The 23,518-nt window shown below is 74.0% G+C and carries 18 protein-coding genes and 1 tRNA gene; 9 read left to right on the top strand and 10 right to left on the bottom strand.

Translation table 11 applies throughout. The annotated features are described in order from the left end of the window. Positions 1–95: 95 nt before the first annotated feature. Together nudC and GSY69_RS05510 are read left to right on the top strand one after the other, a co-directional pair. Complete coding sequence (gene nudC, locus GSY69_RS05515; RefSeq protein ID WP_235936313.1) at positions 96–1,196, top strand: NAD(+) diphosphatase; 1,101 nt, start codon at positions 96–98, stop codon at positions 1,194–1,196. Then, on the top strand, positions 1,193–3,304 hold the full coding sequence (locus tag GSY69_RS05510; protein WP_160952875.1) for an ATP-dependent DNA helicase UvrD2: 2,112 nt from the start codon (positions 1,193–1,195) through the stop codon (positions 3,302–3,304). The genes nudC and GSY69_RS05510 overlap by 4 nt, the downstream gene beginning before the upstream one ends. Positions 3,305–3,411: 107 nt before the next feature. On the opposite strand, the gene GSY69_RS05505 is transcribed toward GSY69_RS05510, so the two are convergent. Beyond that, positions 3,412–4,365, bottom strand: a complete 954-nt coding sequence (locus tag GSY69_RS05505) for a hypothetical protein (RefSeq protein ID WP_160952874.1) — start codon at positions 4,363–4,365, stop codon at positions 3,412–3,414. 569 nt (positions 4,366–4,934) lie between these two features. On the opposite strand from GSY69_RS05505, the gene GSY69_RS05500 reads away from it, so the two are divergent. Continuing rightward, positions 4,935–5,477, top strand: a complete 543-nt coding sequence (locus GSY69_RS05500; RefSeq protein WP_160952873.1) for a M48 metallopeptidase family protein — start codon at positions 4,935–4,937, stop codon at positions 5,475–5,477. Here GSY69_RS05500 and GSY69_RS05495 read toward each other — a convergent pair. Further along, the gene (locus GSY69_RS05495; RefSeq protein WP_160952872.1) at positions 5,440–5,859 is read right to left on the bottom strand and encodes an NUDIX domain-containing protein; all 420 of its coding nucleotides are present in this window, start codon (positions 5,857–5,859) and stop codon (positions 5,440–5,442) included. The genes GSY69_RS05500 and GSY69_RS05495 overlap by 38 nt on opposite strands. 149 nt (positions 5,860–6,008) lie before the next feature. Continuing rightward, positions 6,009–7,538 carry a zinc-dependent metalloprotease gene (locus tag GSY69_RS05490; protein WP_160952871.1) on the bottom strand — a complete coding sequence of 510 codons (1,530 nt, stop codon included), beginning with the start codon at positions 7,536–7,538 and terminating at the stop codon, positions 6,009–6,011. Between the two features lie 213 nt (positions 7,539–7,751). On the opposite strand from GSY69_RS05490, the gene GSY69_RS05485 reads away from it, so the two are divergent. From GSY69_RS05485 to GSY69_RS05475, 4 genes are all read left to right on the top strand, one after another. After that, a complete protein-coding gene (locus tag GSY69_RS05485) occupies positions 7,752–8,900 on the top strand; it encodes a YlbL family protein (RefSeq protein ID WP_328698779.1) in 1,149 nt (382 codons plus the stop codon). Between the two features lie 108 nt (positions 8,901–9,008). Further along, entirely contained in the window at positions 9,009–9,623 is a 615-nt protein-coding gene (locus GSY69_RS15145) for a UPF0182 family protein (protein ID WP_328698778.1), read from the top strand. After that, positions 9,533–11,929 carry a UPF0182 family membrane protein gene (locus tag GSY69_RS05480; protein ID WP_328698777.1) on the top strand — a complete coding sequence of 799 codons (2,397 nt, stop codon included), beginning with the start codon at positions 9,533–9,535 and terminating at the stop codon, positions 11,927–11,929. The genes GSY69_RS15145 and GSY69_RS05480 overlap by 91 nt, the downstream gene beginning before the upstream one ends. A gap of 281 nt (positions 11,930–12,210) precedes the next feature. Continuing rightward, positions 12,211–12,284: transfer RNA gene (locus tag GSY69_RS05475), tRNA-Met, on the top strand. A gap of 378 nt (positions 12,285–12,662) precedes the next feature. Here GSY69_RS05475 and GSY69_RS05470 read toward each other — a convergent pair. Together GSY69_RS05470 and GSY69_RS05465 are read right to left on the bottom strand one after the other, a co-directional pair. Then, positions 12,663–13,166, bottom strand: a complete 504-nt coding sequence (locus GSY69_RS05470) for a TspO/MBR family protein (protein WP_235936312.1) — start codon at positions 13,164–13,166, stop codon at positions 12,663–12,665. 171 nt (positions 13,167–13,337) lie between these two features. Beyond that, positions 13,338–16,181, bottom strand: coding sequence for an ATP-dependent DNA ligase (locus GSY69_RS05465; RefSeq protein WP_160952869.1), 2,844 nt, complete (start codon positions 16,179–16,181; stop codon positions 13,338–13,340). A gap of 138 nt (positions 16,182–16,319) precedes the next feature. Here GSY69_RS05465 and ku point away from each other — a divergent pair, with 138 nt between their 5' ends. Together ku and GSY69_RS05455 are read left to right on the top strand one after the other, a co-directional pair. Then, the gene (ku, locus tag GSY69_RS05460; RefSeq protein ID WP_407925006.1) at positions 16,320–17,453 is read left to right on the top strand and encodes a non-homologous end joining protein Ku; all 1,134 of its coding nucleotides are present in this window, start codon (positions 16,320–16,322) and stop codon (positions 17,451–17,453) included. 164 nt (positions 17,454–17,617) lie between these two features. Then, positions 17,618–18,169 carry a YceI family protein gene (locus GSY69_RS05455; RefSeq protein WP_160952867.1) on the top strand — a complete coding sequence of 184 codons (552 nt, stop codon included), beginning with the start codon at positions 17,618–17,620 and terminating at the stop codon, positions 18,167–18,169. Between the two features lie 134 nt (positions 18,170–18,303). On the opposite strand, the gene GSY69_RS05450 is transcribed toward GSY69_RS05455, so the two are convergent. The 5 genes from GSY69_RS05450 to GSY69_RS05430 all read right to left on the bottom strand — a co-directional run bounded on the left by GSY69_RS05450 (position 18,304) and on the right by GSY69_RS05430 (position 23,414). Further along, entirely contained in the window at positions 18,304–19,572 is a 1,269-nt protein-coding gene (locus GSY69_RS05450; RefSeq protein WP_160952866.1) for an aminotransferase class I/II-fold pyridoxal phosphate-dependent enzyme, read from the bottom strand. A gap of 3 nt (positions 19,573–19,575) precedes the next feature. Continuing rightward, a complete protein-coding gene (gene hisN, locus GSY69_RS05445) occupies positions 19,576–20,340 on the bottom strand; it encodes a histidinol-phosphatase (protein ID WP_160952865.1) in 765 nt (254 codons plus the stop codon). A 244-nt stretch (positions 20,341–20,584) separates the two neighbouring features. Beyond that, positions 20,585–21,601, bottom strand: a complete 1,017-nt coding sequence (rsgA, locus tag GSY69_RS05440) for a ribosome small subunit-dependent GTPase A (protein ID WP_160952864.1) — start codon at positions 21,599–21,601, stop codon at positions 20,585–20,587. After that, positions 21,598–22,914: a 3-phosphoshikimate 1-carboxyvinyltransferase gene (gene aroA / locus GSY69_RS05435; protein ID WP_328698776.1), complete on the bottom strand. Its 1,317-nt coding sequence runs from the start codon at positions 22,912–22,914 to the stop codon at positions 21,598–21,600. The genes rsgA and aroA overlap by 4 nt, the downstream gene beginning before the upstream one ends. Positions 22,915–22,922: 8 nt before the next feature. Further along, the gene (locus GSY69_RS05430) at positions 22,923–23,414 is read right to left on the bottom strand and encodes a DoxX family membrane protein (protein ID WP_160952863.1); all 492 of its coding nucleotides are present in this window, start codon (positions 23,412–23,414) and stop codon (positions 22,923–22,925) included. Positions 23,415–23,518 lie beyond the last annotated feature (104 nt).

Below are 23,518 nucleotides of genomic sequence, written 5' to 3'. Positions count from 1 at the left end.
CCAATCTACCCGGACAGGGCACCCGGCCGGCCCGCCCGCGCGGTGCGTGTCTGGGCGGGCGGGCCGCGTCAGCGCCCTTCGCTATCGTGGTCCCCATGTTGCCGCTGCCCGTCCTCGCCCCCGCCAGCCTCGCCCGCAGCGCGGCGCTGCGCAACCACCTGGATCGGGGCTCCGACGCAGCGCTGGACGAGGTGCTCGCGCGCCCCGGCACGGTCATCGTCCTCGCCCACCGCGGCAGCCTCCTCGTCTCGCGCGGCCAGCTCCACCGCCTGCGGCTCCAGGAGCCCACGGGCGCGGCGGCGGCCGCCTCTCGCGAGGGGACGCCCGCCCAACCCGGTGCGGAGCCCGCCCAGCCGACTGCTGAGCCCGCCCCCGGGCCGGGTCCGCTCACCACCGAGCTGGGCGCCCTCGGCGGCACCCGCATCTACCTGGGCCGGGCCGCCGACGGCACGGACTGCGTGGGCCTCCTCCTCGACGACGCCTCCCGCTCCCGGGTCGACGAGGCGCTCGCCCGCGCCCAGGGCGCCCAGGCCGAGGACCTGCTGGACGCGCCCGCCACCGGCCTCGACGTCGCGGCGCCCACGTGGTTCGACCTGCGCGCGCTCGCCCTGGCGCTCAGCGACCTCGACGCCGGCCTGGCCTGCACGCTCGTCGCCCTGGGCAACTGGCATGCGGCCCACCCGCGCTCGCCGCGCACGGGCGAGCCCACCGAGCCCGCGGCAGGCGGCTGGGTGCGCAGGGACCCCACCACGGGCGCCGAGCACTTCCCCCGCACCGACCCCGCCGTCATCATGGCCGTCGTCCACACGGATCCGGACGGCGAGGAGCGGATCCTGCTCGGCCGCAACGCGGCCTGGCCGCAGCGCCGCTTCTCGATCCTCGCGGGATTCGTGGAGCCGGGCGAGACCCTCGAGCGCGCCGTGCAGCGCGAGGTCTTCGAAGAGGCCGGTGTGCACTGCGACAATCCGCGCTACGTGGGCTCGCAGCCATGGCCGTTCCCGTGCTCCCTCATGCTCGGCTTCACCGCGGAGGCGCGCAGCGCGGACCTGCAGCCGGACGGCGACGAGATGTCCGAGGTGCGCTGGTTCACCCGCCGTGAGCTGCGCGCGGCGGTGGCGGCCGAAGACGTCCTCATCCCCGGTGAGGTCTCCATCGCGGGTCAGATCATCGCCGCCTGGCTGACCGGCGGCGCATGAGCGCAGCCCCCGGCGGCAAGGACGCACAGGCCCTGCTGGCCGCCCTCGATCCCGAGCAGCGCCGCGTCGTCGAGCACCCGATCGGCCCGCTCGTCGTGCTGGCCGGCGCCGGCACCGGCAAGACCCGCGCCATGACCCACCGCATCGCCTACGCCGCGGCTACCGGCGCCCTGGAGCCCCAGCAGGTGCTCGCCCTCACGTTCACGGCCAAGGCGGCGGGGGAGATGCGCGCGCGCCTGCGCGGCCTGGGGGTGCCCGGTGTCCAGGCCCGCACGTTCCACTCCGCGGCGCTGCGGCAGCTGCGGTTCTTCTGGCCGGCGTTCGCGGAGGGGCCGTTTCCCGAGCTCATCGCGCAGAAGGCCGGCGCCGTCGCCCGCGCGCTGGCCGAGACCGGCTTCGAGGTGGAGCGGGAGACGGTGCGCGACGTCGCCGCGGAGATCGAGTTCGCCGCCGTGTCGATGATCGGCACGGAGGAGTACGCGGGCATGGCCGCGGACCGGGAGCTGCCCGAGGGCATCGACCCCGCGGCCATGGTGCGCATCATGACCGCCTACGGGGAGCTCAAGACCCGCGGCCGGATGCTCGACTTCGAAGACGTCCTCCTCGTCCTCACCGGGGTGCTCGCCACCCGCGAGGACATCGCCGCGCAGGTCCACTCGCAGTACCGCCACTTCGTCGTCGACGAGTTCCAGGACGTCTCCCCGGTCCAGTTCGACCTGCTCTCCCGCTGGCTGGGCCGGCGCAGCTCGCTGTGCGTCGTGGGCGATCCCGCGCAGACGATCTACACGTTCGCCGGCGCCACCGACTCGTTCCTGCTGGGCCTGCCCCAGCGCTTCGAGGACGCGGCGACGATCTCACTGGTGCGCAACTACCGCTCGCGGGCCCCCATCGTCGACGCGGCGAACCGGGTGCTGGCCCACACTGGCCGCAGCCCGCTCGTCCTCCAGCCCACGCGCACGGGTGGCCAGCCGCCGGCGCTCCTCGAGTTCCCCGACGACGAGGCGGAGGCGCAGGGCATCGCCCAGCGCATCGCCGCCCAGCTCACTGCCGGCCGGCGCGCCTCGGACATCGCGGTGCTCTTCCGCACGAACGGCCAGTCCCGCGCGCTCGAGGAGGCGCTGGCGAATGCCGGCATCGCCTACGTGCTGCGCGGCGGGGAGCGCTACTTCGCCCGCCGCGAGGTCAAGGAGGCCATGGCGATGCTGCGCGCGGCGCGCTCGGCGCGCGCCCCCCAGCCGCTGCCGGACGCCGTCGCCGAGGTGCTGGCCTCGCTGGGTTGGACCGCCGCCGGCCCCGCGCGGGGCGGTGCGCTGCGCGAACGGTGGGAATCGCTGAGCGCGCTCGTGGAGCTCGCCCGCCGGCTGCAGTCCGACCGTGAGCTGCCGGTCCCGCTCGCTGAGTTCGTCGCTGAGCTCGAGGACCGTCGGGAGCACCAGTTCGCACCGCCGGTGGACGGGGTGACGCTGGCCAGCGTCCACGCGGCGAAGGGCCTCGAATGGGACAGCGTGCACATCGTGGGCCTCTCGGAGGGGCTCCTGCCCATCTCCTACGCGACCACGCCGGCCCAGATCGCGGAGGAGCGGCGCCTGTTCTACGTGGCACTCACCCGGGCCCGCGACGAGCTCACGCTCAGCTGGTCGCTGGCCCGCCAGTCCGGCAGCCGTGTCCAGCGCCGGGTCTCCCGCTTCGTCGGCGAGCTGCGGGGGAAGGCCCAGGGGGCCGCCGCGGCGCAGTCTGCCCGCTCGGGCGCCCGGCGCCCGGGTGCGGCCGGCGCGCGGCTGCGCGAGCAGCAGTGCGCGCGCTGCGCGCGTCCGCTCGACGGGGCGGCCGAGCGGCGGATGGGCCGCTGCTCGCACTGCGCGCAGGCCGCCGATGCGCGGGTGCTCGAGGCGCTCACGGCCTGGCGGGAGGAGACCGCCGCGCGGCTGCGCGTGCCCGCCTACATGGTCTTCACCACCGCCACGCTCGCGGCCATCGCCGAGGTGGTGCCCCAGACGCCCGCCGACCTCGAGCGGGTGCCGGGCATGGGGCCGGTCAAGCTCGGCCAGTTCGGCGCCGAGGTCGTGGCCGTCGTCGCCTCCGCCGTGCACGGCAGCCCCGCCCCGTAGTCCTCGTCTCGTAGCGCCCGCTGCGAGGTCCCGGAGCCCGCCCGCGGTGCCGGCGCCTCCCGGTGCGAGCTCCCGGTGCCGGTGCCTGCCGTGCATCCCGCGCCGGCTCAGCCCGCGCGCTCCGCAGCCCGGTTCGTGCCGGTGGCCGCCGGGAGCGGTTCCCGAGCAGCCGGGTGCGCGGCCGGTGCGCCGGGCGCGGCCAGCGGCAGGCGGCAGTCGCACGCCGGGTGGAAGGCGGGCGCTGCGGTCGTGGTGGACCCATCGAGGGCGATCGTGACATCGGCCGGGTCCAGGCGCTCGGCGACGAGGAACGAGCGCAGGCGCGCTGCGGCGAGTGCGAGCGCCAGCGCGACGAGGGCCGGGTCCGCCCGCTCGGCCGAGGCGCGCAGGGCGCGCAGCGCCCGCCAGGCATCGAGCCAGCCGGGGTCCTCCCGGCTCAGCGCGCCCACCCGGCAGCCCGTGCACGGGGTGCAGCCGGGGACAACGGGGTGCTCGACGCGCGCCAGGCCCTCGCCGATGACGACGTGGGCGTGGCTTGCCCCCGCCTCGCTCAGGAGGCCCGCGCCCAGCAGGTCGGCGGCCCACACGGCCGTGAGCACGGTGAGGGCGTCCGGATCCGCGGCCGCCTCCTCGGCGCTGCCGACCGCCTGCGCGCTCAGGCCGGCCCGCAGCAGGGCAGCGACCAGCGGCTCGGCAAGCGGACCGGTGACGCGCACCCGGCGGGCGGCGAGTGCCTCGGCCACGCGGGCCGGTGCCGCGTGCAGGTGAGCCGCCAGCGCCTCGGCGCCGGGCTGTGCGCTGGTGAGCGCAGGGGGCCCGACGGGCACGAGGACACCGGCCTCGTCGAGCAGGGCCAGCAGCGAGGCCGCCCGGGTGCGCTCCACCCCGCAGCGCGCCGCGGCGTCGTAGAGCCCGGCGGCGGAGACGCCCATCCGCAGCAGGTTGAGCAGATCGGCGTCCGCGGGGCTCAGCCCATCGATGAGCACGGGGTCATCGGCGCCGAACTGGACGCAGCCGGGGGAGCGCCATACGAGCGGCACGCAGCGGTAGATGGTGTACACGGGGCCTCCCTTGTTCGGGAGGCTCACTCTAGGAAGGCGCGGCGCCGGCGGCCACCCGCGTGGAAGCGCTGTGGAAAAACTGTGGACGCACAGAGCGGACGGAGGCGCTCGGCTCTCCGGCATCGAGGTACCGGGGGGCTTGCGACCGCCTCCGTCCGCGGACGATCCACAGGCGCTCGCGGCTGTTCATGAGCCTTCCCCTTGCCCATGAACTCCGGGTTTTCCGCGGATCTAACTGCTCAAACTATGCGGGCGCGCCGCTCCCGTCAAAGCCGCACGACCGTAGAACTGTGGATGGCGTGTGGACAAGGTGTGCAGGGCCGCCCCTGGGCTGTGGACAGTGCTGTGGAGCACGCGCTCCGCGCCCGGACCCGGCCGCCGTGCACCGGCCGGCCGGAGCCCGCCGTTGCGGGCCGCGCGGTGCGCGCGGGCGGCCCCGGGGACGTGCGACGCGCCCGGGATGCACGGGAGCGCAAAATTTTTTCTGCCGGGCCCGCATGTCGGACGCACCGGCCACAGGGCGGACGTGCCGTGTCCGATGGCAGGGCGCCGGGGGCTACGGTGGCGCCATGGATGCACAGGAGGTGCGGGCGCTGCTCGCGGCGGATGAGATCTCCATCAGCCGTTCGGCGCGGCGGCGCAAGACGATCTCGCTGACCCGCCGGGGCGAGCGCTGGCACCTGGCGGTCCCGCAGTCCTACGACCCCCGGCGCCACAGCGCGCAGATCGCGCAGCTCATCACGCGCATGGAGCGGCGGGCGGCGCGCGGTCCGGCACCCGATGCGGCGCTGGCCGAGCGGGCCGCGCTGCTCAACGCCCGCGTCTTCGACGACGGCCTGGCGCCGGCCTCGGTCGTGTGGTCCCAGCAGCAGCTCGAGCGCTTCGGCTCGACCACGACGGCCACGGGCGCCATCCGGATCTCAGCTCAGCTGCGGGAGGCGCCCCAGTGGGTCATCGACGCGGTGCTCGTCCACGAGCTCGCCCATCTGCGCGAGCCCAACCACTCACCCGCGTTCAAGGCCCTCGTCGCGCGCTACAAGCGCACGGCCGAGGCGGACATCTACCTCGCGGGGTTCAGCCACGGGCGAGCCGTCGAGCGCGCGCGGCGATAGCCGGCAGGCGGTCCGGCAGGTCGGCTGCGATGCCGTCCGGCAGCTCGGCCAGGGCGCTCCAGGCCAGGCCCGCCGATTCCGCCGAGCGCCGCGTCGCGGCGGCAGGGTCCGCCGTGGCGGCGAAGACGATGTCCGTGTGCTCGGCACAGGAGCCGAAGCGCCCGGCGAGGGCGTGGCGGTGGACGTCGACGGGCAGCGGGGAGAGCCACGTGAGCTCGGTCAGCCCGGATTCCTCGCGGGTCTCGCGCCGCGCGGCGGCCCGGGCGCCCGCGTCCGTGCGCTCGATGTGGCCCCCGAACTGCAGCCAGACCCCCGCCTTGCGGTGCAGATGGAGGAGGACGGCGTCGAAGCTCGGGGAGAAGACGGCGCAGCTGGCCGTCACGTGCGCGGGCCCGGACTCCCGCTCGACACCCAGCCCGGCCGCGAGCTCCGCGGCCAGGGCACGACATGCCCGCGCGGTCTGCGGGTCGGTGGCCCCGAGGCCGTCCGCGGCCTCGCGCAGCTCGGTGCGGACTGCCCGGGCGGGACCGCTCAGCGGTCCTCGTCCCGCTCGTCGCCCCCGTCGCCCGCGCGGCCGTCCCGGTCCGTGCGCCCGGTGCCCTCGTCCGTCGAGTGCTCCGCTGCCGCGGACTCCTCGGCTCCCTCCGATTCGGCCCGTCCGGACTCCGCAGGACCCGAATCCGCGGTCCCCGCCGCACCGGCACCCGTGCCGGACTCCTCGCTGAGGAGCCGCTCGAGGGCCTCGTCCATCGACGAGTCGGCGGACCACTCGGCGCTGCGGCGCTCGTAGTAGCCCAGCGGATCGTCGAGGTCGGCGGCGGTGGGCAGCATGTCGGGGTGGCGGAAGACGTCGTCGCGGGCCTCGGCGCCCTTCGTCGATTCGAGGTAGGCGAACAGGCTGATCGCCTCGCGCAGGCGGGCCGGCTGCAGGTTGAGGCCGATGAAGTCGGACAGTGCGACATCGGCGGGGCTCTGCGCCGCGGCCCGCTCGCGCAGCGCCGTGCGGATCTCCTCGCGCTGCTCGAGCTGCGCGCACGCGGCGTAGGCGACGACGTCGGCCCAGCCCGCGATGACGGACAGCACGGTCTGCAGGGTCTCGAGCGCCTCGCGCTGGTCAGCGGTGGGCTGCGGGCGGAACATGCCCTGGCGCAGCTCCTCGCCCATCTGCTCGAGCTGGCTGGGGTCGAGGCCTCCGGCGGCCATCCCCTGGATGCGCTCGGTGTCGACCTCGATCCCGTCGGCGTACTTCGCCAGCGCGGTGCGCACGTGGCCGGCCAGCCACGGCACGCGGGCGAACAGCCACAGGTGGGCGAGCTCGGTGGCGGCGAGGTAGATGCGCAGCTCGGCGGTGTCGAGCCCGCTCTCGGCGGCCTGGCCCGCGATGTTCGACTCGACGAGCACGGGCTCGCCGCCGCGCATGACGGAGGGCCCGAACTCGGTGCCGGTGAGGACGCTGCCGGAGAGCGCTCCGAGCAGCTCGCCCAGCTGCGCGCCGAACATCATGTCCGTCATCGACCCGAGCATCTGCCCGGCGTGAGCGAGCATGGGCTTCATCTCCTCGGGCACCTGCTCGCCGAGCGAGCCGAGCAGCGCCTCGCTCATGTTCTCCCGGATGGGGCCCACGAGCTCCAGCCAGCCCTCGGCGGAGTCCTCGACCCACTGCTTGCGGCTGAGCGGGCGGCCGGCGGGCACCCCTGCGGGCTCCTCGGTGACGCTGCCCAGCCACAGCTCGGCCACGCGGAAGGCATCCGCGCTGGTGCGCTTGGCCTCCTCACCCGGCTGCGGGTCGGGCGTGGGCAGCTTGGCCTCGGCGGCGCGCACGGCGGCGGTCTTCACACCGCCCCCCGCTCCGGAGAACATCCCCTGGAGCTGCGACATGATGCCGCCGAGCATTGCGGGGTCGATATTCATCCCGGACATGCCGGGCATCCCGCCCTGGCCGGACTGCTGGCCCGCACCCGACTGGCCGGGCATCCCGCCCTGGCCGAAGATCATGCCGAACAGGTTGCCGAGCGGATCGTTCTCATCCGGCTTCTCGTTGTCGCGGTCGTTCTCGCTCATGGCGTCTCCCCGGGTCGATGGCGTTTTCCCCACCCTAACGACGCCGCCTGGTCAAACCTTCCGAATCCGCGGGCCGCGCGCCCGGTTTCGTCGAGGGCGAAACCGGGCGCGATCGTGCGGCGGTGGGGCGGCGCGGCAGGCCCCGCCGCATTCGCGGCACCGGGTGCCTCTGAACTAGACTCGGGCAGACCCCGGTTTGGAAGGATGCGGTTGGTGAGCACCCACGACGCCCGCGCACACGCGGACGCCCCGGCGCGCCCGGCCGGATCATCGCCCGCAGTCCGCCGCCGGCGCCGCAGGCGGGGCGGGCGCCTCGACTCCGGGATGGTCTCCGGCCTGCTCACCTACGCACTCGTCCTCGCGGCGGCCCTTGTGCCCGTGCCCTATCTCATCGAGGTGCCCGGCCCCGTGCTCAACACGTTCGGCAGCCAGGACGGCAAGGACGTCATCGCCATCAGCGGGGCGCGGACCTATCCCACGCAGGGCTCGCTCGACATGCTCACCGTGGGCGTGTCCGGCGGGCCCGGCCGCACGGTCTTCGCCTCGCAGGCGCTGGGCGCCGTGCTCAAGCGCGCCCAGACCGTCATCCCGACCGAGTCCTACTACCCGCTGACCACCACCCGCGACGAGGTGGCCTCGGAGAACGCGGCCCAGATGGCCGGCTCGCAGGACACCGCCACCGCAGCGGCGATGACGGAGCTCAAGAAGCCCTACACCTCGCAGATCGCGGTCTCCGAGGTCCTCCCCGACACCCCAGCGGTGGGCAAGCTGCGGGCCGGCGACCGGATCACGGCGGTCAACGGCACGAAGATCACCGGCGACGATGCCGGTGCGCAGGCCGTGCAGGACGCCGTGCGCGCCTCCGCGACGGTCACCGTGGACTACCGGCGCGGCTCCGAGCGCGGCAGCGCCACGCTCACCCCCCGTGAAGCGGACGGGCAGAAGGCGATCGGCGTGCGGCTCGCCCAGCAGTACGACTTCCCCGTGCGGGTGACCTACAACGTCAGCGGGATCGGCGGGCCCTCGGCCGGCACGATCTTCGCGCTCACCATCGTCGACAAGCTCACGCCCGGGGCCATGACCGGGGGCGTTCCGATCGCCGGCACCGGCGAGATCAGCCCCGACGGCACCGTCTCGCCCATCGGCGGCGCGCGCCAGAAGGTCGCGGCCGCCGCCGAGCGCGGGGCGAAGTACTTCCTGGCCCCCAAGGACAACTGCGCGGAGGCCCAGGAGGCCGCCCAGGGCGAGGACATCACGGTCGTGCGGATCGACACGCTGCACTCCGCGCGCACCTCGGTGGAGCGCATCGGCAAGCACGACACCGACAGCCTGCCCACCTGCACCTCGGGCGGGGCGCAGTGACGCCCTCCGCCCGCCCAGCCCCCACGACCCCATGGCAGTGAGCGGCCGCGCAGCGGCCCCCCAGGTCCGCCCGGCCCGCCGGGCGGACCCGACCGCGGAAGGACTCGCGTGACAGCGCAGACCCAGCACACCCGAACGAAGCGGCGCGGGCCCTCGCCGCTCATCCTCACGATCATCGCCGTGGTGATCCTCCTCATCCTCTTCGTCGTGTTCGCGCAGGTCTACACGGACGTGCTGTGGTTCGACCAGGCGGGCTTCCTGCAGGTCTTCACGACGCAGTGGCTGACCCGCGCGGTGCTCTTCGCCATCGGGCTCGTCCTCATGGGCGCGGCCGTATGGTTCCCGCTGTGGTTCTCGCACCGCCAACGGCCGGTCTATGCGCCCACGACACCGCGGCAGGAGAACCTCGACCGCTACCGCGCGGCGGTCGAGCCGCTGCGGCGCGTCTTCACGATCGCGCTGCCGATCGTCGTGGGCCTGCTGGGCGGCACCGCCCTGGCGGCCAGCTGGAAAGAGGCGCAGCTCTTCCTCCACCCCACCTCGTTCGGCCAGGCGGACCCCCAGTTCGGCCACGACATCTCCTTCTACGTCTTCGGCCTGCCCATGCTGCAGACGCGCTGGGCTTCCTGGGGATGGCCGCGCTGCTGTCCTTCATCGCCGCGGTCGTGGGCCACTACCTCATGGGCGGCATCCGCCCGGGGGAGGAGCGGGGAATCCACCTGACGAAGCCCGCCCGCGTGCACCTGGCCATCACGGCGGCGGTGCTCGTCCTCGCCCAGGCCGCGCGCCTGTTCGTCCAGCGCTACGCGGACCTGACCTCGGAGCGCGGGCTCGTCACCGGCGCCACGTACACGGCGGCCCACGTGACGCTGCCGGCGATGCTCATCGTCGCGATCGCCGCGGCCGTGGTTGCGGTGCTCATGGCCGCCAACGCGTTCCGGCCCATCTGGCGGCTGTCCGTCGTGGCGGTCGTCATGCTGTTCGTCCTGGGCGCGGTGTCGATCATCGCGCTGCCCGCCGCTGTCCAGCAGTTCCAGGTGATGCCGAGCGAGCAGAACCTCGAGCGCGACTACATCCAGCGCAACATCGACGCCACGCGCAAGGCCTACGGGATCGACGACGTCGACGTGGTGCCCTACACGCCCAAGACGGATGCGCCCTCCGGCGCGCTGCGCTCGGATGCCCAGACGGCGGCCTCGATCCGGCTGCTCGACCCGAACCTCGTCTCCGATACCTTCCGCCAGCTCCAGCAGCAGCGGTCCTTCTACTCGTTCCCCTCCCAGCTCGACGTCGACCGCTACACGATCGACGGGCAGAGCCAGGACACCGTCATCGCGGTGCGCGAGCTCAACCCGCAGTCGCAGTCCGATGCCTCCTGGCTCAACCAGGCGGTCGTCTACACGCACGGCTTCGGCGTCGTGTCCGCCTACGGCAACCGCCAGGGCACCGACGGCCAGCCCGCGTTCTCCGAGGCCAACATCCCGCCCACGGGCGAGCTGGGCGAGTACGAGCCGCGAGTGTACTTCGGCGAGCAGTCGCCGCGCTATTCGATCGTGGGCGCCGAGGACGGCGCGAAGCCCCAGGAGATCGACTACCCGGCGGACAAGGAGGACGGCGGTGCGCAGGTCTACAACACGTTCTCCGGTGAGGGCGGCCCCAGCGTGGGCAACCTCTTCCACCGCCTCCTGTACGCGGTGAAGTTCCAGGACGAGCAGATCCTGCTCTCCGACGCGCTGAACTCGAAGTCCCAGATCCTCTACGAGCGCAGCCCGCGCGAGCGCGTGGAGAAGGCCGCTCCGTTCCTGCAGGTCGACGGCGACCCGTACCCGGCCGTGGTGGACGGGCGCATCAAGTGGATCGTCGACGGCTACACGACGAGCTCGCAGTACCCGTACTCCAAGCCGCAGGTCCTCCAGGACGCCACGGAGGACTCCAACACGCAGCGCGGCAGCGCGAACGCGGCGCTGCCCAAGGAGCAGGCGAACTACATCCGCAACTCCGTCAAGGCCACCGTGGACGCCTATGACGGCAAGGTCGAGCTCTACGACTGGGACGAGGACGACCCCATCCTCCAGTCGTGGTCGAAGGTCTTCCCGGACATGTTCAAGTCCGTCGACTCCATGAGCGGCGATCTCATGAGCCACGTGCGCTACCCGGAGGACCTCTTCAAGGTCCAGCGCTCGCTGCTCACGCAGTACCACGTCGAGGACGCCGGTTCCTTCTACACGAAGCAGGACTTCTGGACGTCGCCGCTCGATCCGACGGTCGCCCGCGATGACAACCTCACCCAGCCGCCGTACTACCTCACCCTCAAGATGCCGGGCCAGCAGCAGCCGTCGTTCTCGCTGACGTCGTCGTTCATCCCGCGCCAGATCGAGGGGCAGACGCGCAACAACCTCACCGGCTTCCTCTCCGCCTCCGCGGACGCGGGCTCGAAGAAGGGGGTGCGCGGCGAGGGCTACGGCAAGCTGCGGCTGCTGCAGCTGCCGCGCAACACGACCTTCCCCGGGCCGGGCCAGGCGCAGAACAACTTCAACACCCAGCCCAAGGTGCAGTCGAACCTCAACGTGCTGCGCCTGGGCTCGTCGAAGGTGGAGAACGGCAACCTGCTCACGCTGCCGGTGGCCGGCGGGCTGCTCTACGTGCAGCCGGTCTACGTGCGCTCCTCGGGGGAGACGTCCTACCCGGTGCTCCAGCGCGTCCTCGTGGCCTTCGGCGAGAAGATCGGCTACGCCTCCACGCTCGACGAGGCGCTCGACCAGGTGTTCGGGGGCAACTCCGGGGCCAATGCGGGCGACTCGAACCAGGCCGGCAAGAAGAAGGACTCGGATGCGGCCGGCGGCACCGAGGCCAGCGAGTCCTCCTCGGGCGCGCAGGGCAGCGCGGACTACAAGAAGAGCCTCGCCGATGCGAAGAAGGCGATGGAGGACTCCGACGCCGCCATGAAGGACGGCGACTGGACGAAGTACGGCGAGGCCCAGAAGCGCCTGCGCGAGGCCCTCGAGAAGGCCGAGTCGGCCGAGGGGTGAGCGCCCGGGCGCGCCCGGTCCCGGTTCCGGGGCCGGGCGCGCGCGGCCCGAGGCGCAGGCCGGGCATGGCGCGCAGGCTGCGCCCGGTCCCGGAGCGCGGGCTGCGCCGCGGGTGAGGCCGAGGCCGCGCCCGCGGCGCGCAGGGGCCGGGTTGCGTACGCCGGCTCGGGTGCACACCAGCCCCGGCCCGCGTTCCCGAGGGGCCGCCGGGGGGGTGTCGGGCAGGTCACAGCCCCTCGATTTGGCCCCCGAGCGGGGAGTGCGTATAGTGGGACACGCATCGCGGGGTGGAGCAGTTCGGTAGCTCGCCGGGCTCATAACCCGGAGGTCGAGGGTTCAAATCCCTCCCCCGCCACGAGAAGAAGGCCCCCGATCCTCATGAGGATCGGGGGCCTTCGTCATGCTCACCGGCAGCGAGTTCGCGCACGGCGGTCGGCAGCGGACGGCGGGCCTCACCCGAGCGGGGCCAGCGTTGCGGCCGGGCTGCGCGGAGTTCGGACCCGAGGTCCGTGCAGGACCGAGGTGCGTACGGGGCCGCGGGGCGTTCGGATCGTCAGGCGCCCACGGGGCCCGGGCGGGGGCGCGGCATCCCTCCGGACCCGAGGTGCGGCCCGGCTGTGCCGGCGCCGCCGGCCGCCTCCCTCACACATGCGTGTGCGGCCGGCCGCCCACGGGCGAACCGGCCGCGCACGGGCCCAAGGGACCAGACGCCCAGCGGGCGCGGATCAGCGGATCAGTTGAGGACGGCGATCGCCAGGTTGAGGGCGGCCGCGAACGTCACCCACGCGAGGTAGGGGAGCATGAGCAGGGAGGCCGGGCGGCTGCGGCGCCAGAACATGCCGATGCATACGAGGAGGACCACCCACAGCAGGGCGATCTCCGCGAAGGCCAGCCAGTAGATTCCGGCCGCGAAGAACAGGGGCGTCCAGGCGGCGTTGAGGACGAGCTGGGCGGTCCACACCCACAGGGCGGAATCGAAGCCCGCGCGGCGCCAGACCAGCCAGCCGGCAAGGGCGATGAGCGCGTAGAAGAGCGCCCAGGCCGGGCCGAAGAGCCAGCCGGGGGGCGCGAAGGCGGGCAGCTCGAGCGAGGAGTAGACCTGCTGCGAGCCACCGGAGGCGAGGCCGCCGATGACGGCGGCGGCCAGCACGGCGGCACCGAATCCCAGGAGGGCCAGCAGGCTCCTGCCGGAGGGCGGGGTCGTGGAGCGGTGGACGGGGGCGGCGGCGCTGGACAAGGGGTCTCCTCGAGAGGTCGGGCAGGGCGTCCCTGTGCGGAGCCCCGCGCGTGCGTGGTGCTCGGATGGCCGGGTCCCGGCGGCTGCCGCGCCCCGGCGCTCTCCCAGCCTAGGCGCCCCCGCTGGGAAACCCGTGGGCATGCGGGCCCCGCCGAGGTGCGCGGGCGGCCATCACATCTCCCACTGCACCTGGTCGGGGGCCACGTCCTCGCGCAGCCCGCGCCACACGGGATGGCGCAGCGCGCCGCCGGCGGTGCGCCCGGAGTGGCGGACCTCGCCCACCAACCGGGGAGTGACCCACTCGGCCTCGCGGGCGACCGCCGCGGGCACGCCGGTGGCCGGCGCGGTGGCCCGCCGCAGGCGGTCGAGGCGCGTGCGCAGGGTCCGCAGCTGCCGGTCGTCGAAGCCCGCGCCCACACGACCGGCGTAGCGCAGCTCGCCGTCGCTGTGCACCGCGACGAGCAGCGAGCCGAACGTGGCCGCGCGGCCGCCGCGGCCGGGCCGCCAGCCGATGATCACCACGGCCTGGTCCGCCGTGTGCTTGATCTTCACCCAGTCCTGCGAGCGCACCCCGGGCCGGTACGGGCTCTCGCGCAGCTTGCCCACCACGCCCTCGAGGCCCAGTCCCGCGCTCGCGGCGAGCGCGGCGGGCAGGGCATCGCCCAGGCCCGCCGGGACGGCGATGGGACCACCGGGCTCCACGGTGTCCGCGAGCCGTGCGCGGCGCTGCGCGTAGGGCAGTTCGCACAGGTCCTCCCCGGCGGCTGCGAGCAGATCGAAGAGCATGTAGAACACGGGCTGCGACTGCGCGGCCCGGGCGGTCTGCGCCTCCGGGAGGTCCGCCCGCCGCTGCAGGCGCGCGAAGTCCGGGCGGCCGTCGGAGTCGAGCACCACGATCTCGCCGTCGACGACCGTGCCCGATGCGGCGGCCTCGGCAAGCGTCGCGAGCTCGGGGAAGCGCTCGGTGAGATCCGCCCCGCTGCGACTGCGCACCTCGACCCCGTGCTCACCCACCCGGGCGATGGCCCGGTAGCCGTCCCACTTCGCCTCCCAGGCGCGCGGTTCGGCGGCAAGGCGCGGGCCGGGGAGCTCCGCCACGGCGAGCATGGGGGCGGGCAGGCCGCCAGCGCTGGGCACCGCGGGCCCCGCGTGCCCGGCGTGCCCGGCGTGCCCGGCGGGGGCTTCACGGGAATCGGCGGCACCGGGACGGTCCTCGCCGGCCGCCTCGTCCTCACCGGCGGTATGACCCGCCGCGCCCGCTCGGTCCGGTGCATCGACCTGGCCCGGTGCCACCGCCCGGTCCGCTGCGTCCGCCCGGTCCGCTGCGTCCGCGCGGTCCGGTGGGTTCGCCGTCGACGGTGCGCTCGCCGGCGGCTGTCCGTCCGCCGGCGGCTGTCCGCTCGGGGGCCGGGCGCCCTTCGGCGGCTGGTCCTTCATGAGCTGCAGCAGCCAGTCCTCGCCCCGCGTGCGGATGAGGGCGTAGCGCCGCGGCACGCCGCCCAGCCCGCCGTCGGGCCGGCCGAAGAGCACCGCCACGATCTCATCGGGGCGCCACTTCTCCACCTCCAGCGCGCCGGTGTCCCAGATGCTCACTGTGCCGGCGCCGTACTGCCCCGCGGGAATCGTCCCGGAGAAGTCCGCGTAGTCCATGGGGTGGTCCTCGGTCTGCACGGCCAGCCGGTTGACGCCCCGGCGCAGGGGCGGCCCCTTGGGCACCGCCCAGGAGACCAGCACGCCGTCGTGCTCGAGGCGGGTGTCGAAGTGCAGTGCGCGTGCGTGGTGCTCCTGGATGACGAAGATCCGGCCCGGCCCGCCGCCGGGCCCGCTGCGCGCGTCCCCGCCGTTCCGGGGCGCCGAGGCGCCGGCGCCTGCCGATGTGTCGGAGCCATCCGATACGTCAGAGCCATGCGATACGTCAGAGCCATGCGATACGCCAGAGCCATTCGATGCGCCGGAGCCGTTCGGCGCGTCAGAGCCGCCCGAGGCCGCGGAGCCGCCCGAGGTGCTCAGCGTGCCCGCCACCGGGACCGGCTCGGGTGTGAGGCTGCCGTCGCGCTTGGCGCGGTAGGCGTCGAGGCGGTCGCCGCCCCCGCCTGCCAGCGCGGCCAGCGGCTCCAGGCCGGAGCGCAGCCGCTCGACGACCTCGGCGGGTCCCAGCTGCGCAAGCCCCGGGTCGTCGAGCTCCTCCCAGGTCCGGGGCGCGGCCACGGTGGGCTCGGGGCCACCGCGCAGGGAGTACGGGCAGGCGGTGGTCTTCGCCGCGCTGTTCTGGCTCCAGTCGATGAGCACCTTGCCGCGGCGCAGTGCGGTGGCCATCTCGCTGACGATGAGCTCCGGGCGCTCGGCGGCGAGGGAGCGCGCCAGTTCGTGCGCGACCTCCTTGACCTCCTCCGCGCCCGTGTCACCGGGCAGCGCTGCGTACAGGTGGATGCCCTTCGAACCGGAGGTCACGGGCAGCGGCTCAAGGCCCATGCCGTGCATGATCTCGCGGCACAGCCGGGCGACCTCGGCGCACTCGGCCAGCCCGGCGCCGGGTCCGGGATCCAGGTCGAGGACCATGCGGTCGGGCGGCAGGGCGCTGCCCTCGGCGGACACGCGCCACTGCGGGACGTGCAGTTCGAGCGCGGCCAGCTGGCCGAGCCACGCGAGGACGGCGGGGGAGTCCAGCAGCGGGTAGACGCTCGTGTGATCGGCGTGGTGCTGGGACACGCGCGGAATCCAGGCCGGCGCGGATGCCTCGAGGGCCTTGCGGAAGAACGGCCGCAGGGGATGCGCCGCGGTTCCGACCCCGTCCGGCCAGCGCTTGCGGGTGAGCGGGCGCGCCCGGGCCAGGGGGATGAGCGCCTCGGCGACCGCCGCGTAGTAGTCGAGGACGTCGGCCTTCGTGAAGCCCGCGGCGGGGTAGAGGACCTTGTCCAGGTGGGTCAGCTTGAGCCGGTGCCCGTCGATCGTGACGGTCCGCGCGTGGGCGGAGGCGGTGCGCGAACCGCCGCGGGGGCGATCGGATCGTGGCATGGCGCTGCCTCCTGCGGGTTCTGCGCGTGCGCCGCGGCCGCGGGCGGGGCGTGGGCCGCACCGCTAGGCTCAGCGTAGTCAGCACGGTTGCGGCGGTGAAGGGGAGTGCGGGCAATGCGGGCAATCTGGAGTGGCACGGTGGCCTTTGGGCTCGTGAGCGTGCCGGTCAGGCTCTACGGGGCGCGGAAGTCCCACGACGTGGAGCTCCATCAGGTCCACGACGAGGACGGCGGCCGCATCCGCTACGAGCGGCGCTGCGAGATCTGCGGCAAGAAGGTGGCCTACGAGGACATCGACCGGGCCTATGACGACGGTGACGAGACGGTCATCATCACCGATGAGGAGCTGGACGCGCTCCCCGCCGAGGCGGGCCGCGAGATCAGCATCGCCCAGTTCGTGCCCGCCGCCCAGGTGGACCCGCTCATGGTCGACCGCGCCTACTACCTGGAGCCGGACGCGAAGTCCGCCAAGGCCTACGCCCTGCTGCGCGAGACGCTCGCGGAGGCCGAGCGCACCGCCATCGTCACGTTCACGCTGCGCTCGCGCACCCGGCTGGGCGCACTGCGGGTGCGCGGAGAGGTCATCGCGCTGCAGTCGCTCCTGTGGGCCGACGAGGTCCGGCCGGCCGATCTGGACACCGCCGCGCAGGATGCGAAGCCCAGTGCGCAGGAGAAGAAGATGGCCCGCTCGCTCATCGAGGAGTTCTCCGCCGACTTCGAACCGGAGGCGTTCCACGACGAGTACCAGCAGGAGCTCGACGCCCTCATCGAGGACAAGCTGGGACGCGGCGAATCGATCGACACCGCCGTGACGCTGGGGGAGGATGACGATGACTCCGGCGGTGAGGTCATCGACCTCATGGAGGCCCTCAAGCGCAGCGTGGCGGCTCGTCGCTCCGGGTCACAGGAGCCGGGCCCGGGCGCGGGCGGTGGGAAGAAGGATCGTACGAAGAGCCGCGAGAAGACGAGCGCCGGGCAGAAGGGCGCCGCGAAACAGGGTGCCGGCAAGAACGGCGCCGGCACGACGAGCACCGCGAAGAAGAGCTCGAAGAGGAACGGGGCTGCGAGCAAGGGCGCCGGGCCTGCGGACGCCAAGAAGCAAAGCACCGACAAGACGCAGAGCACCGACAAGAAGCAGGGGACCAGCAAGAAGCAGAGCACCGTGAAGAAGCAGAGCACCGACAAGAAGCAGGGGACCAGCAAGAAGCAGGGCCCCACCAAGAAGCAGGGCGCTGACCAGTCGAAGGGCGCGAAGAAGCGGGCCGCGGGCTGAGCGGGTGCGCGGAAGTTTTTCCGCGGGGCGGGAATGATCGGCGGTGGGAGCCGGTTACACCAGCGCAACCAAGTGGTTGATGTTTAAACTAGACTGGTTCGACAGGACACTGACAGAACACGGGGCGCAGCCGCAGGCCCGCCCGCAATCGCCAAGGAGAGCACATGAGCACCCTTCCCACCGGACTGACCGCAGGCACCTGGAACATCGACGGAGCGCACTCCGACTTCGCCTTCACCGCCCGCCACGCCGGCGTCTCGAAGGTCCGGGGCAACATCTACGGCATCGAGGGCGTCCTCGAGATCGCCGAGGACTTCACCGCCAGCTCGGTGCGCGCCTCGGCCGATGCCGCGACCGTCTCCACCGCCAACGAGCAGCGCGATGAGCACCTGAAGTCCGGTGACTTCTTCCTCGCCTCCGAGCACCCGCAGATCACCTTCGCCTCGACCGCGATCACGGGTGTCGAGGGCCCCGAATTCACCCTCGAGGGCACGCTGACCCTGCGCGGCGTCGAGCGTCCCGTGTCCTTCAAGGCCGAGTTCAACGGCGCCAACGAGGACCCGTACGGCAACACCGTCGCGGGCTTCTCCGCCACGACCGCCATCAGCCGCAAGGACTTCGGCATGAGCTTCGATGCGAAGCTGCCCGGCGGCGACCTGCTGGTGTCCGACAAGATCCAGCTCGCCATCGAGATCGAAGCCGTCAAGCAGGCCTGAGCGATCCCGCGCGCCCCGGTGCGCGCATCGCAGGGGCGGGTGCTCGCACCCGCCCCTGCGGCGTGTGCGAACACTCGCCCCTGGACCACGGGCGGCTGTGGGGCGCAGGCGCAGGTACAGGCGCAGGCGCAGGCTCAGGCGGTGTGGAGGCCCGCGGCGAGCTGGGCGCCCAGCCCGGAGAGCCGCCGCGCGGCCTCGGCGACGTCCTCGGGTGCCTTGCAGAACGAATAGCGCAGCGTGCCGCGATAGGCCTGCGCCGCCGCGCTGCCGGGCCGGCACAGCGCCGCCACCGGGATGCCGACGATCCCGCAGTCCACGGCGAGGCGCTCGTTGAGCGCGGCCGCGTCGAGGTCCGTGAGGGCGGAGAAGTCGGCGAGGACGAAGTAGCCGGCCTGCGCCTCGTGAACGGTGAGCCCCGCGACCTCCCGCAGCGGCGCCGTGAGCGCGTCGCACCGGCGCGCCAGCGAATCGCGGTTGGCCGCTGCGAGCGACGGATCGGCCAGGGCCTGCGCGATGGCCGGCTGGAACGGCGCGCCGCCCACGAACGTCAGGTACTGCTTGACGGCCTGGATCGCGAGGCGCACCGGCGCCGGCGCGGTGAGCCAGCCGATCTTCCAGCCGGTGACGTTGAAGGTCTTGCCCGCCGAGGAGATGCTCACGATCCGCTGCGAGTCCGGCACGAGCTGCGCGAGGCGCTCGTGCGGCCGGCCGTTGAAGGTGAGGAACTCGTAGACCTCATCGGTGATGAGCCACGCATCGGCCGCCTGCGCAGCCGCGTGCAGGCGCAGCAGCTCCGCGGCGGAGAACACGGTGCCGGTGGGGTTGTGCGGGTCGTTGACGATGAGCGCGGCGCCGACCGCGGCCTGCGGCGATGCCAGGGCGGCGTCGAGTGCCGCCCAGTCCGGGGCGAAGCCGCGCTCGGCCGTGGGCAGCAGCGGCACGGTGAGCAGCTCGGCGCCGGCGAGCGCCGCGGCGGCGGCATAGGAGTCGTAGAACGGCTCGAACGCGATGACCGCGCCCCCTGCCGGCACGAGCGCCAGCACGGAGGCGGTGATGGCCTCCGTGGCGCCCACGGTGATGAGCACCTCCTCCGGGGCGATGCGGCCGGCGGGGGAGCTGCGGTACTGAGCGACCGCCGCGATGAGGTCCGGGTGGCCCTGGGCGGGGGAGTACTGGTTGGCACCGGCCCGCATGGCTCGTGCCGCCGCTTCGACGAGCCGGGGGTCCGGGTCCGTGCCGGGCGCGCCCTGGCCCAGGTTGACCGCCCCCGTGCGGGCGGCGAGCTCCGTCATCGCGGCGTAGACCGTGCCGCCCACCCTGCCCTGCGCATCGATGAGGCCGGCGGCCGCGGAGGCCCGGTGCCACAGGTTCGCGCGCTCGAGGGAGGGTCGGGCGGCAGGCATCATCTAGAAGTACTCCAGGGCTTGGTCGTGCAGGCGGCCGTTCGTGGCCAGGGCATTGCCGCCGAAGGGGCCGGGCCGGCCGTCCAGATCCGTGAACGCGCCGCCCGCCTCCGTGACGACGGGGACGAGGGCCGCCATGTCGTAGAGCTCGAGCTCCGGCTCGCACGCGATGTCCGCGCTGCCCTCGGCGACCAACATATAGGACCAGAAGTCGCCGTAGCCGCGGGTGCGCCACACGGTGTCACACAGCTCGATGAAGCGCTCGCGGGTGCCCCGCTGCGCCCAGCCGCCCAGCGAGGCGTATGACAGCGAGGCGTCGGCCAGTCGCGCGACGCCCGAGGCGCGCAGGCGCTCGGCCGGGGCGCCGGCGATGCTGCGCCAGGCACCCTGGCCCTGCTGGGCGTACCAGCGCAGCCCGAGAGCTGGGGCGCTCACGACGCCCAGCAGCGGCGTGCGCTCCTCGTAGAGGGCGATGAGGGTGGCGAAGACGGGCACGCCGCGCACGAAGTTCTTCGTCCCGTCGATGGGATCGACGATCCAGCGCCGGGCGGCCGCGCCGCGCTCGCCGAACTCCTCGCCCAGCAGCGAGTCGGCGGGCCGGGCCTCGGCGAGGCGCTCGCGGATCATGGCCTCGACGGCGCGGTCTGCGTCCGTGACCGGGGTGAGATCGGGCTTCTGCTCGACGGCGAAGTCGTGGGAGCGGAACGCGGGCAGCGAGATCGCGTCGGCGCGGTCGGCGAGGTCGAGTGCGAATCGGAGATCGTCCATGCGCCCCACACTACGGCCGGCCGGCCCGCGGACGGCGGGCGCCCGCCGCCCGCGGGCCATGTGCGGCGGCGTCGGCGTGGCCCCGGGCACCGCGGAGGCCCGTCCGCGCATTGGCCCGCGGCGGTGCGGCCCTCAGTCGCGCGGGCCCTGAACCGCTCAGACCCTTCACCGCTCAGACCCCGAATCAAGCGGTCGCTCAGCCGCGCAGGGCTTTGGTCGCGCAGCCCCTCAGCCGCGCAATCCCTCAGCCGCGCAGCCCCGCGAGCAGCCGGCGCAGGGAGGCCAGGCGCGCCGGGCCCGCCTCACCGGCCCGGCCCTGCGCCACCCACGCATCGAGCGCGCAGCCGGGGGAGTCCGCGAGGTGGGTGCAGCCCTTCGGGCAGTCCGCGGTGGCCGGCACGAGGTCGGCGAACGCCGCCACCACGCTGTCGGGATCGACGTGGGCGAGCCCGAAGCTGCGCACACCCGGGGTGTCGACGACCCACCCGTCGGCGCCCACGGGCAGTGCGAGGGCGGAGGACGAGGTGTGGCGGCCGCGCCCGGTGACGTCGTTGACCGCACCGGTGGCGCGCGCGGCCTGCGGGAGCAGGGCGTTCATGAGCGTCGACTTGCCCACCCCGGAGTGGCCGAGCAGCACGCTGAGGCGGTGCTCCAGGCGGGGGCGGAGCTCCTCGGTGCGCACCCGGCCGTCCGGGCCCAGCCCGCAGGGCACGATGTCGATGCCGGTGGCGCCGAAGCGCTCGACGATGTCGTCGAGCGGCGCGAGGTCGAGCTTGGTGACGGCCAGCAGCGGCTCGATGCCCGCATCGAAGGCGGCGGCCATCGCGCGGTCGATGAGGCCCTCCGACGGGGCGGGGTCCGCCGTCGCGGTGACGATGACGAGCTGATCGGCATTGGCGACGATCACCCGCTCGGTCTCATCCGCGTCGTCGGCGCTGCGGCGCAGGACCGTGCAGCGCGGCTGGAGGCCGACGATCCGGGCGAGCGAGCCCTCGGCCCCGCTCGTGTCGCCCACGAGGTCCACCCGGTCGCCGGGCACCAGGGCCGTGCGCCGCAGCCGCGCCGCGCGCACCCCCGCGACGGTCCGGTCCTCCGCGCCGTCGAGGACGACGGCGCGGTAGCGGCCGCGGTCGACGGCGGTGATCATGCCGGTGACGGCGGATTCGTAGGCGGGGCGCTCCTTCGTGCGGGGGCGGCTGCCGCGGCGGTTGGGCCGCGGCCGGTAGTCGTCCTCGGTGAAGTCCCGGTAGCGCGGGCTCACCTGCGCTCCGCGGCGGCGGTGCCGGGCGCCTGCTCGAGCATCTTCGTCCAGCGGGCCGCGAAGTCCGGCATCGTCTTCGCGACGGTGTCCGGGTCCTCGATGACCACGCCGGGCACGCGCAGGCCCACGATTGCCCCGGCCATGACCATGCGGTGATCGGCGTACGTGTGCCACACAGCACCGCGGTCGGCGGGCCCGGTGATCCGGAGGTAGTCGGGCCCCTCCTCCACCCGTGCGCCCACGGCCTGGAGCTCGGCGGCCAGTGCGGCCAGCCGGTCCGTCTCGTGGCCGCGCAGGTGGCCGATGCCGCGCAGCGTCGACGTCCCGTCCGCCAGCGCCGCGACCGCGGCGACGACGGGGGTGAGCTCGCCCACCGCGCCCAGGTCCGCCTCGATGGGGGCGAGTCGCTGCGGCCCCTCCACCCGCAGGCCCGCGCGGGAGAGCTCGACCTGAGCGCCGAAGTCATGCGCAAGGCCGCGGATCGCATCGCCGGCCTGTGTGGTGGCGCAGGGCCACAGCGGCACGTCGACCGTGCCGCCGGTGGCGATTGCGGCCGCGACGAACGCGGCGGCGTTGGACAGGTCCGGCTCCACGGCCACCTCGAGCCCGCGCGGGCGGCCGGGCTCGACCACCCAGCGCCCGGGCCGGGGCGCGGAGACGATGACGCCCGCGTCCGCGAGCGCCTCGAGCGTCATGTCGATGTGCGGCTGCGAGGGCAGCGCGGTGCCCGTGTGGGCGAGCTCGAGGCCCAGGTCGAACGCGCACGCGGCGAGCAGGAGGCCGGAGACGAACTGGCTCGAGGCGCTTGCGTCGATCTCGAGGTGGCCGCCGCGCACGCCCCCGGGCGCGGGCGCCAGCGCGAACGGCAGGGCCTCGCCGTCCACGTCCACGCCCAGCTCGCGCAGTGCGCTCAGCATCGTGCCCATCGGGCGACCGCGCGCCTGCTCGTCGCCGTCGAAGGCCGCGGCGCGCCCCAGGGCGGCGGCCAGGGGCGGGACGAAGCGCATGACGGTGCCCGCGAGCCCGCACTCGATGCGCGCCTGCCCGGCGAGCGCCCGGGCGCCGGGCCCCGGGGCCGGACGGACCCGCAGGACGCCGGGCTCGGGCTCACTGAATTCGGCGCCGAGCGCGGAGAGCGCGCCGATCATGAGGTCGGCATCGCGGCTGCGCAGCGGATTAGCGATGCGCGAATCGCCGTCGGCCAGCGCGGCGAGCACGAGGTAGCGGTTGGTCAGCGACTTCGAGCCGGGAACGGCGACAGTGGCCCGCACCGGATGGCGTGCTTCCGGTGCGGGCCAGGGCGTGGAGCTCACGGGGGTCCTCAGTTGGGGGAGACCGCGTCGATCGCCTTGGCGGTGTTGCGCTCGACGGCCTCGCGCAGCTCCTCGGCGGCGTGCTGGGCCCGCCACACGAGGCCGGGACGGCCGGCCGTGTCGACGGCTGCCAGGAGCGCTCCGCCGAGCAGCGAGGTCTTCGTCAGCAGCGAGCCGTTGGCCAGCTCCTCCTTCGGATCGAGCTTGCCCTTCGACATCTGCTCGCCCACGACGTCGAGGACGTAGGTGCCGATGAGGATGGTGGAGGAGATGCGCGGGAAGCGGCCGATGGCCAGCAGCGCACCGGCCGCGACCTGAGCGCCGCCGGCGATCCGCGCCGCGGTCTCCGCATCGACCGGGATGTCGACGTTCTTCTTCGCGAGGCTGAGCAGCGGAGCCACCGAGCCCGCGCTGGCCTTCGGGTTCTTCACGCGCGCGATGCCGTTGGCGATGTAGGCGGAGGCGAGCATGGGGCGGGCGAGCAGTCGGACCAGGGACACGATGATGCCTTTCGCTTGCGGCTGTTGTCTCAAGCGCCAGCATAGCGCGCCGCGGCCGGGGCGCACCGGGGCCCGGCGCGCGGAATATTCGCACCGGGGACCCC

Source organism: Brevibacterium rongguiense (assembly GCF_009857845.1).
Lineage (GTDB): Bacteria > Actinomycetota > Actinomycetes > Actinomycetales > Brevibacteriaceae > Brevibacterium > Brevibacterium rongguiense.
Note: the sequence above shows the minus strand (reverse complement) of the source record. Positions and strands in the feature narration are given on the sequence as shown.

Bases quoted from the DNA above. Each gene is read 5' to 3' on its own strand.
- nudC (WP_235936313.1), top strand. From the start codon at position 96: ATGTTGCCGCTGCCCGTCCTCGCCCCCGCCAGCCTCGCCCGCAGCGCG.
- GSY69_RS05510 (WP_160952875.1), top strand. From the start codon at position 1,193: ATGAGCGCAGCCCCCGGCGGCAAGGACGCACAGGCCCTGCTGGCCGCC.
- GSY69_RS05500 (WP_160952873.1), top strand. From the start codon at position 4,935: ATGGATGCACAGGAGGTGCGGGCGCTGCTCGCGGCGGATGAGATCTCC.
- GSY69_RS05490 (WP_160952871.1), bottom strand. From the start codon at position 7,538: ATGAGCGAGAACGACCGCGACAACGAGAAGCCGGATGAGAACGATCCG.
- GSY69_RS05480 (WP_328698777.1), top strand. From the start codon at position 9,533: ATGGCCGCGCTGCTGTCCTTCATCGCCGCGGTCGTGGGCCACTACCTC.
- GSY69_RS05465 (WP_160952869.1), bottom strand. From the start codon at position 16,181: ATGCCACGATCCGATCGCCCCCGCGGCGGTTCGCGCACCGCCTCCGCC.
- GSY69_RS05455 (WP_160952867.1), top strand. From the start codon at position 17,618: ATGAGCACCCTTCCCACCGGACTGACCGCAGGCACCTGGAACATCGAC.
- GSY69_RS05450 (WP_160952866.1), bottom strand. From the start codon at position 19,572: ATGCCTGCCGCCCGACCCTCCCTCGAGCGCGCGAACCTGTGGCACCGG.
- hisN (WP_160952865.1), bottom strand. From the start codon at position 20,340: ATGGACGATCTCCGATTCGCACTCGACCTCGCCGACCGCGCCGACGCG.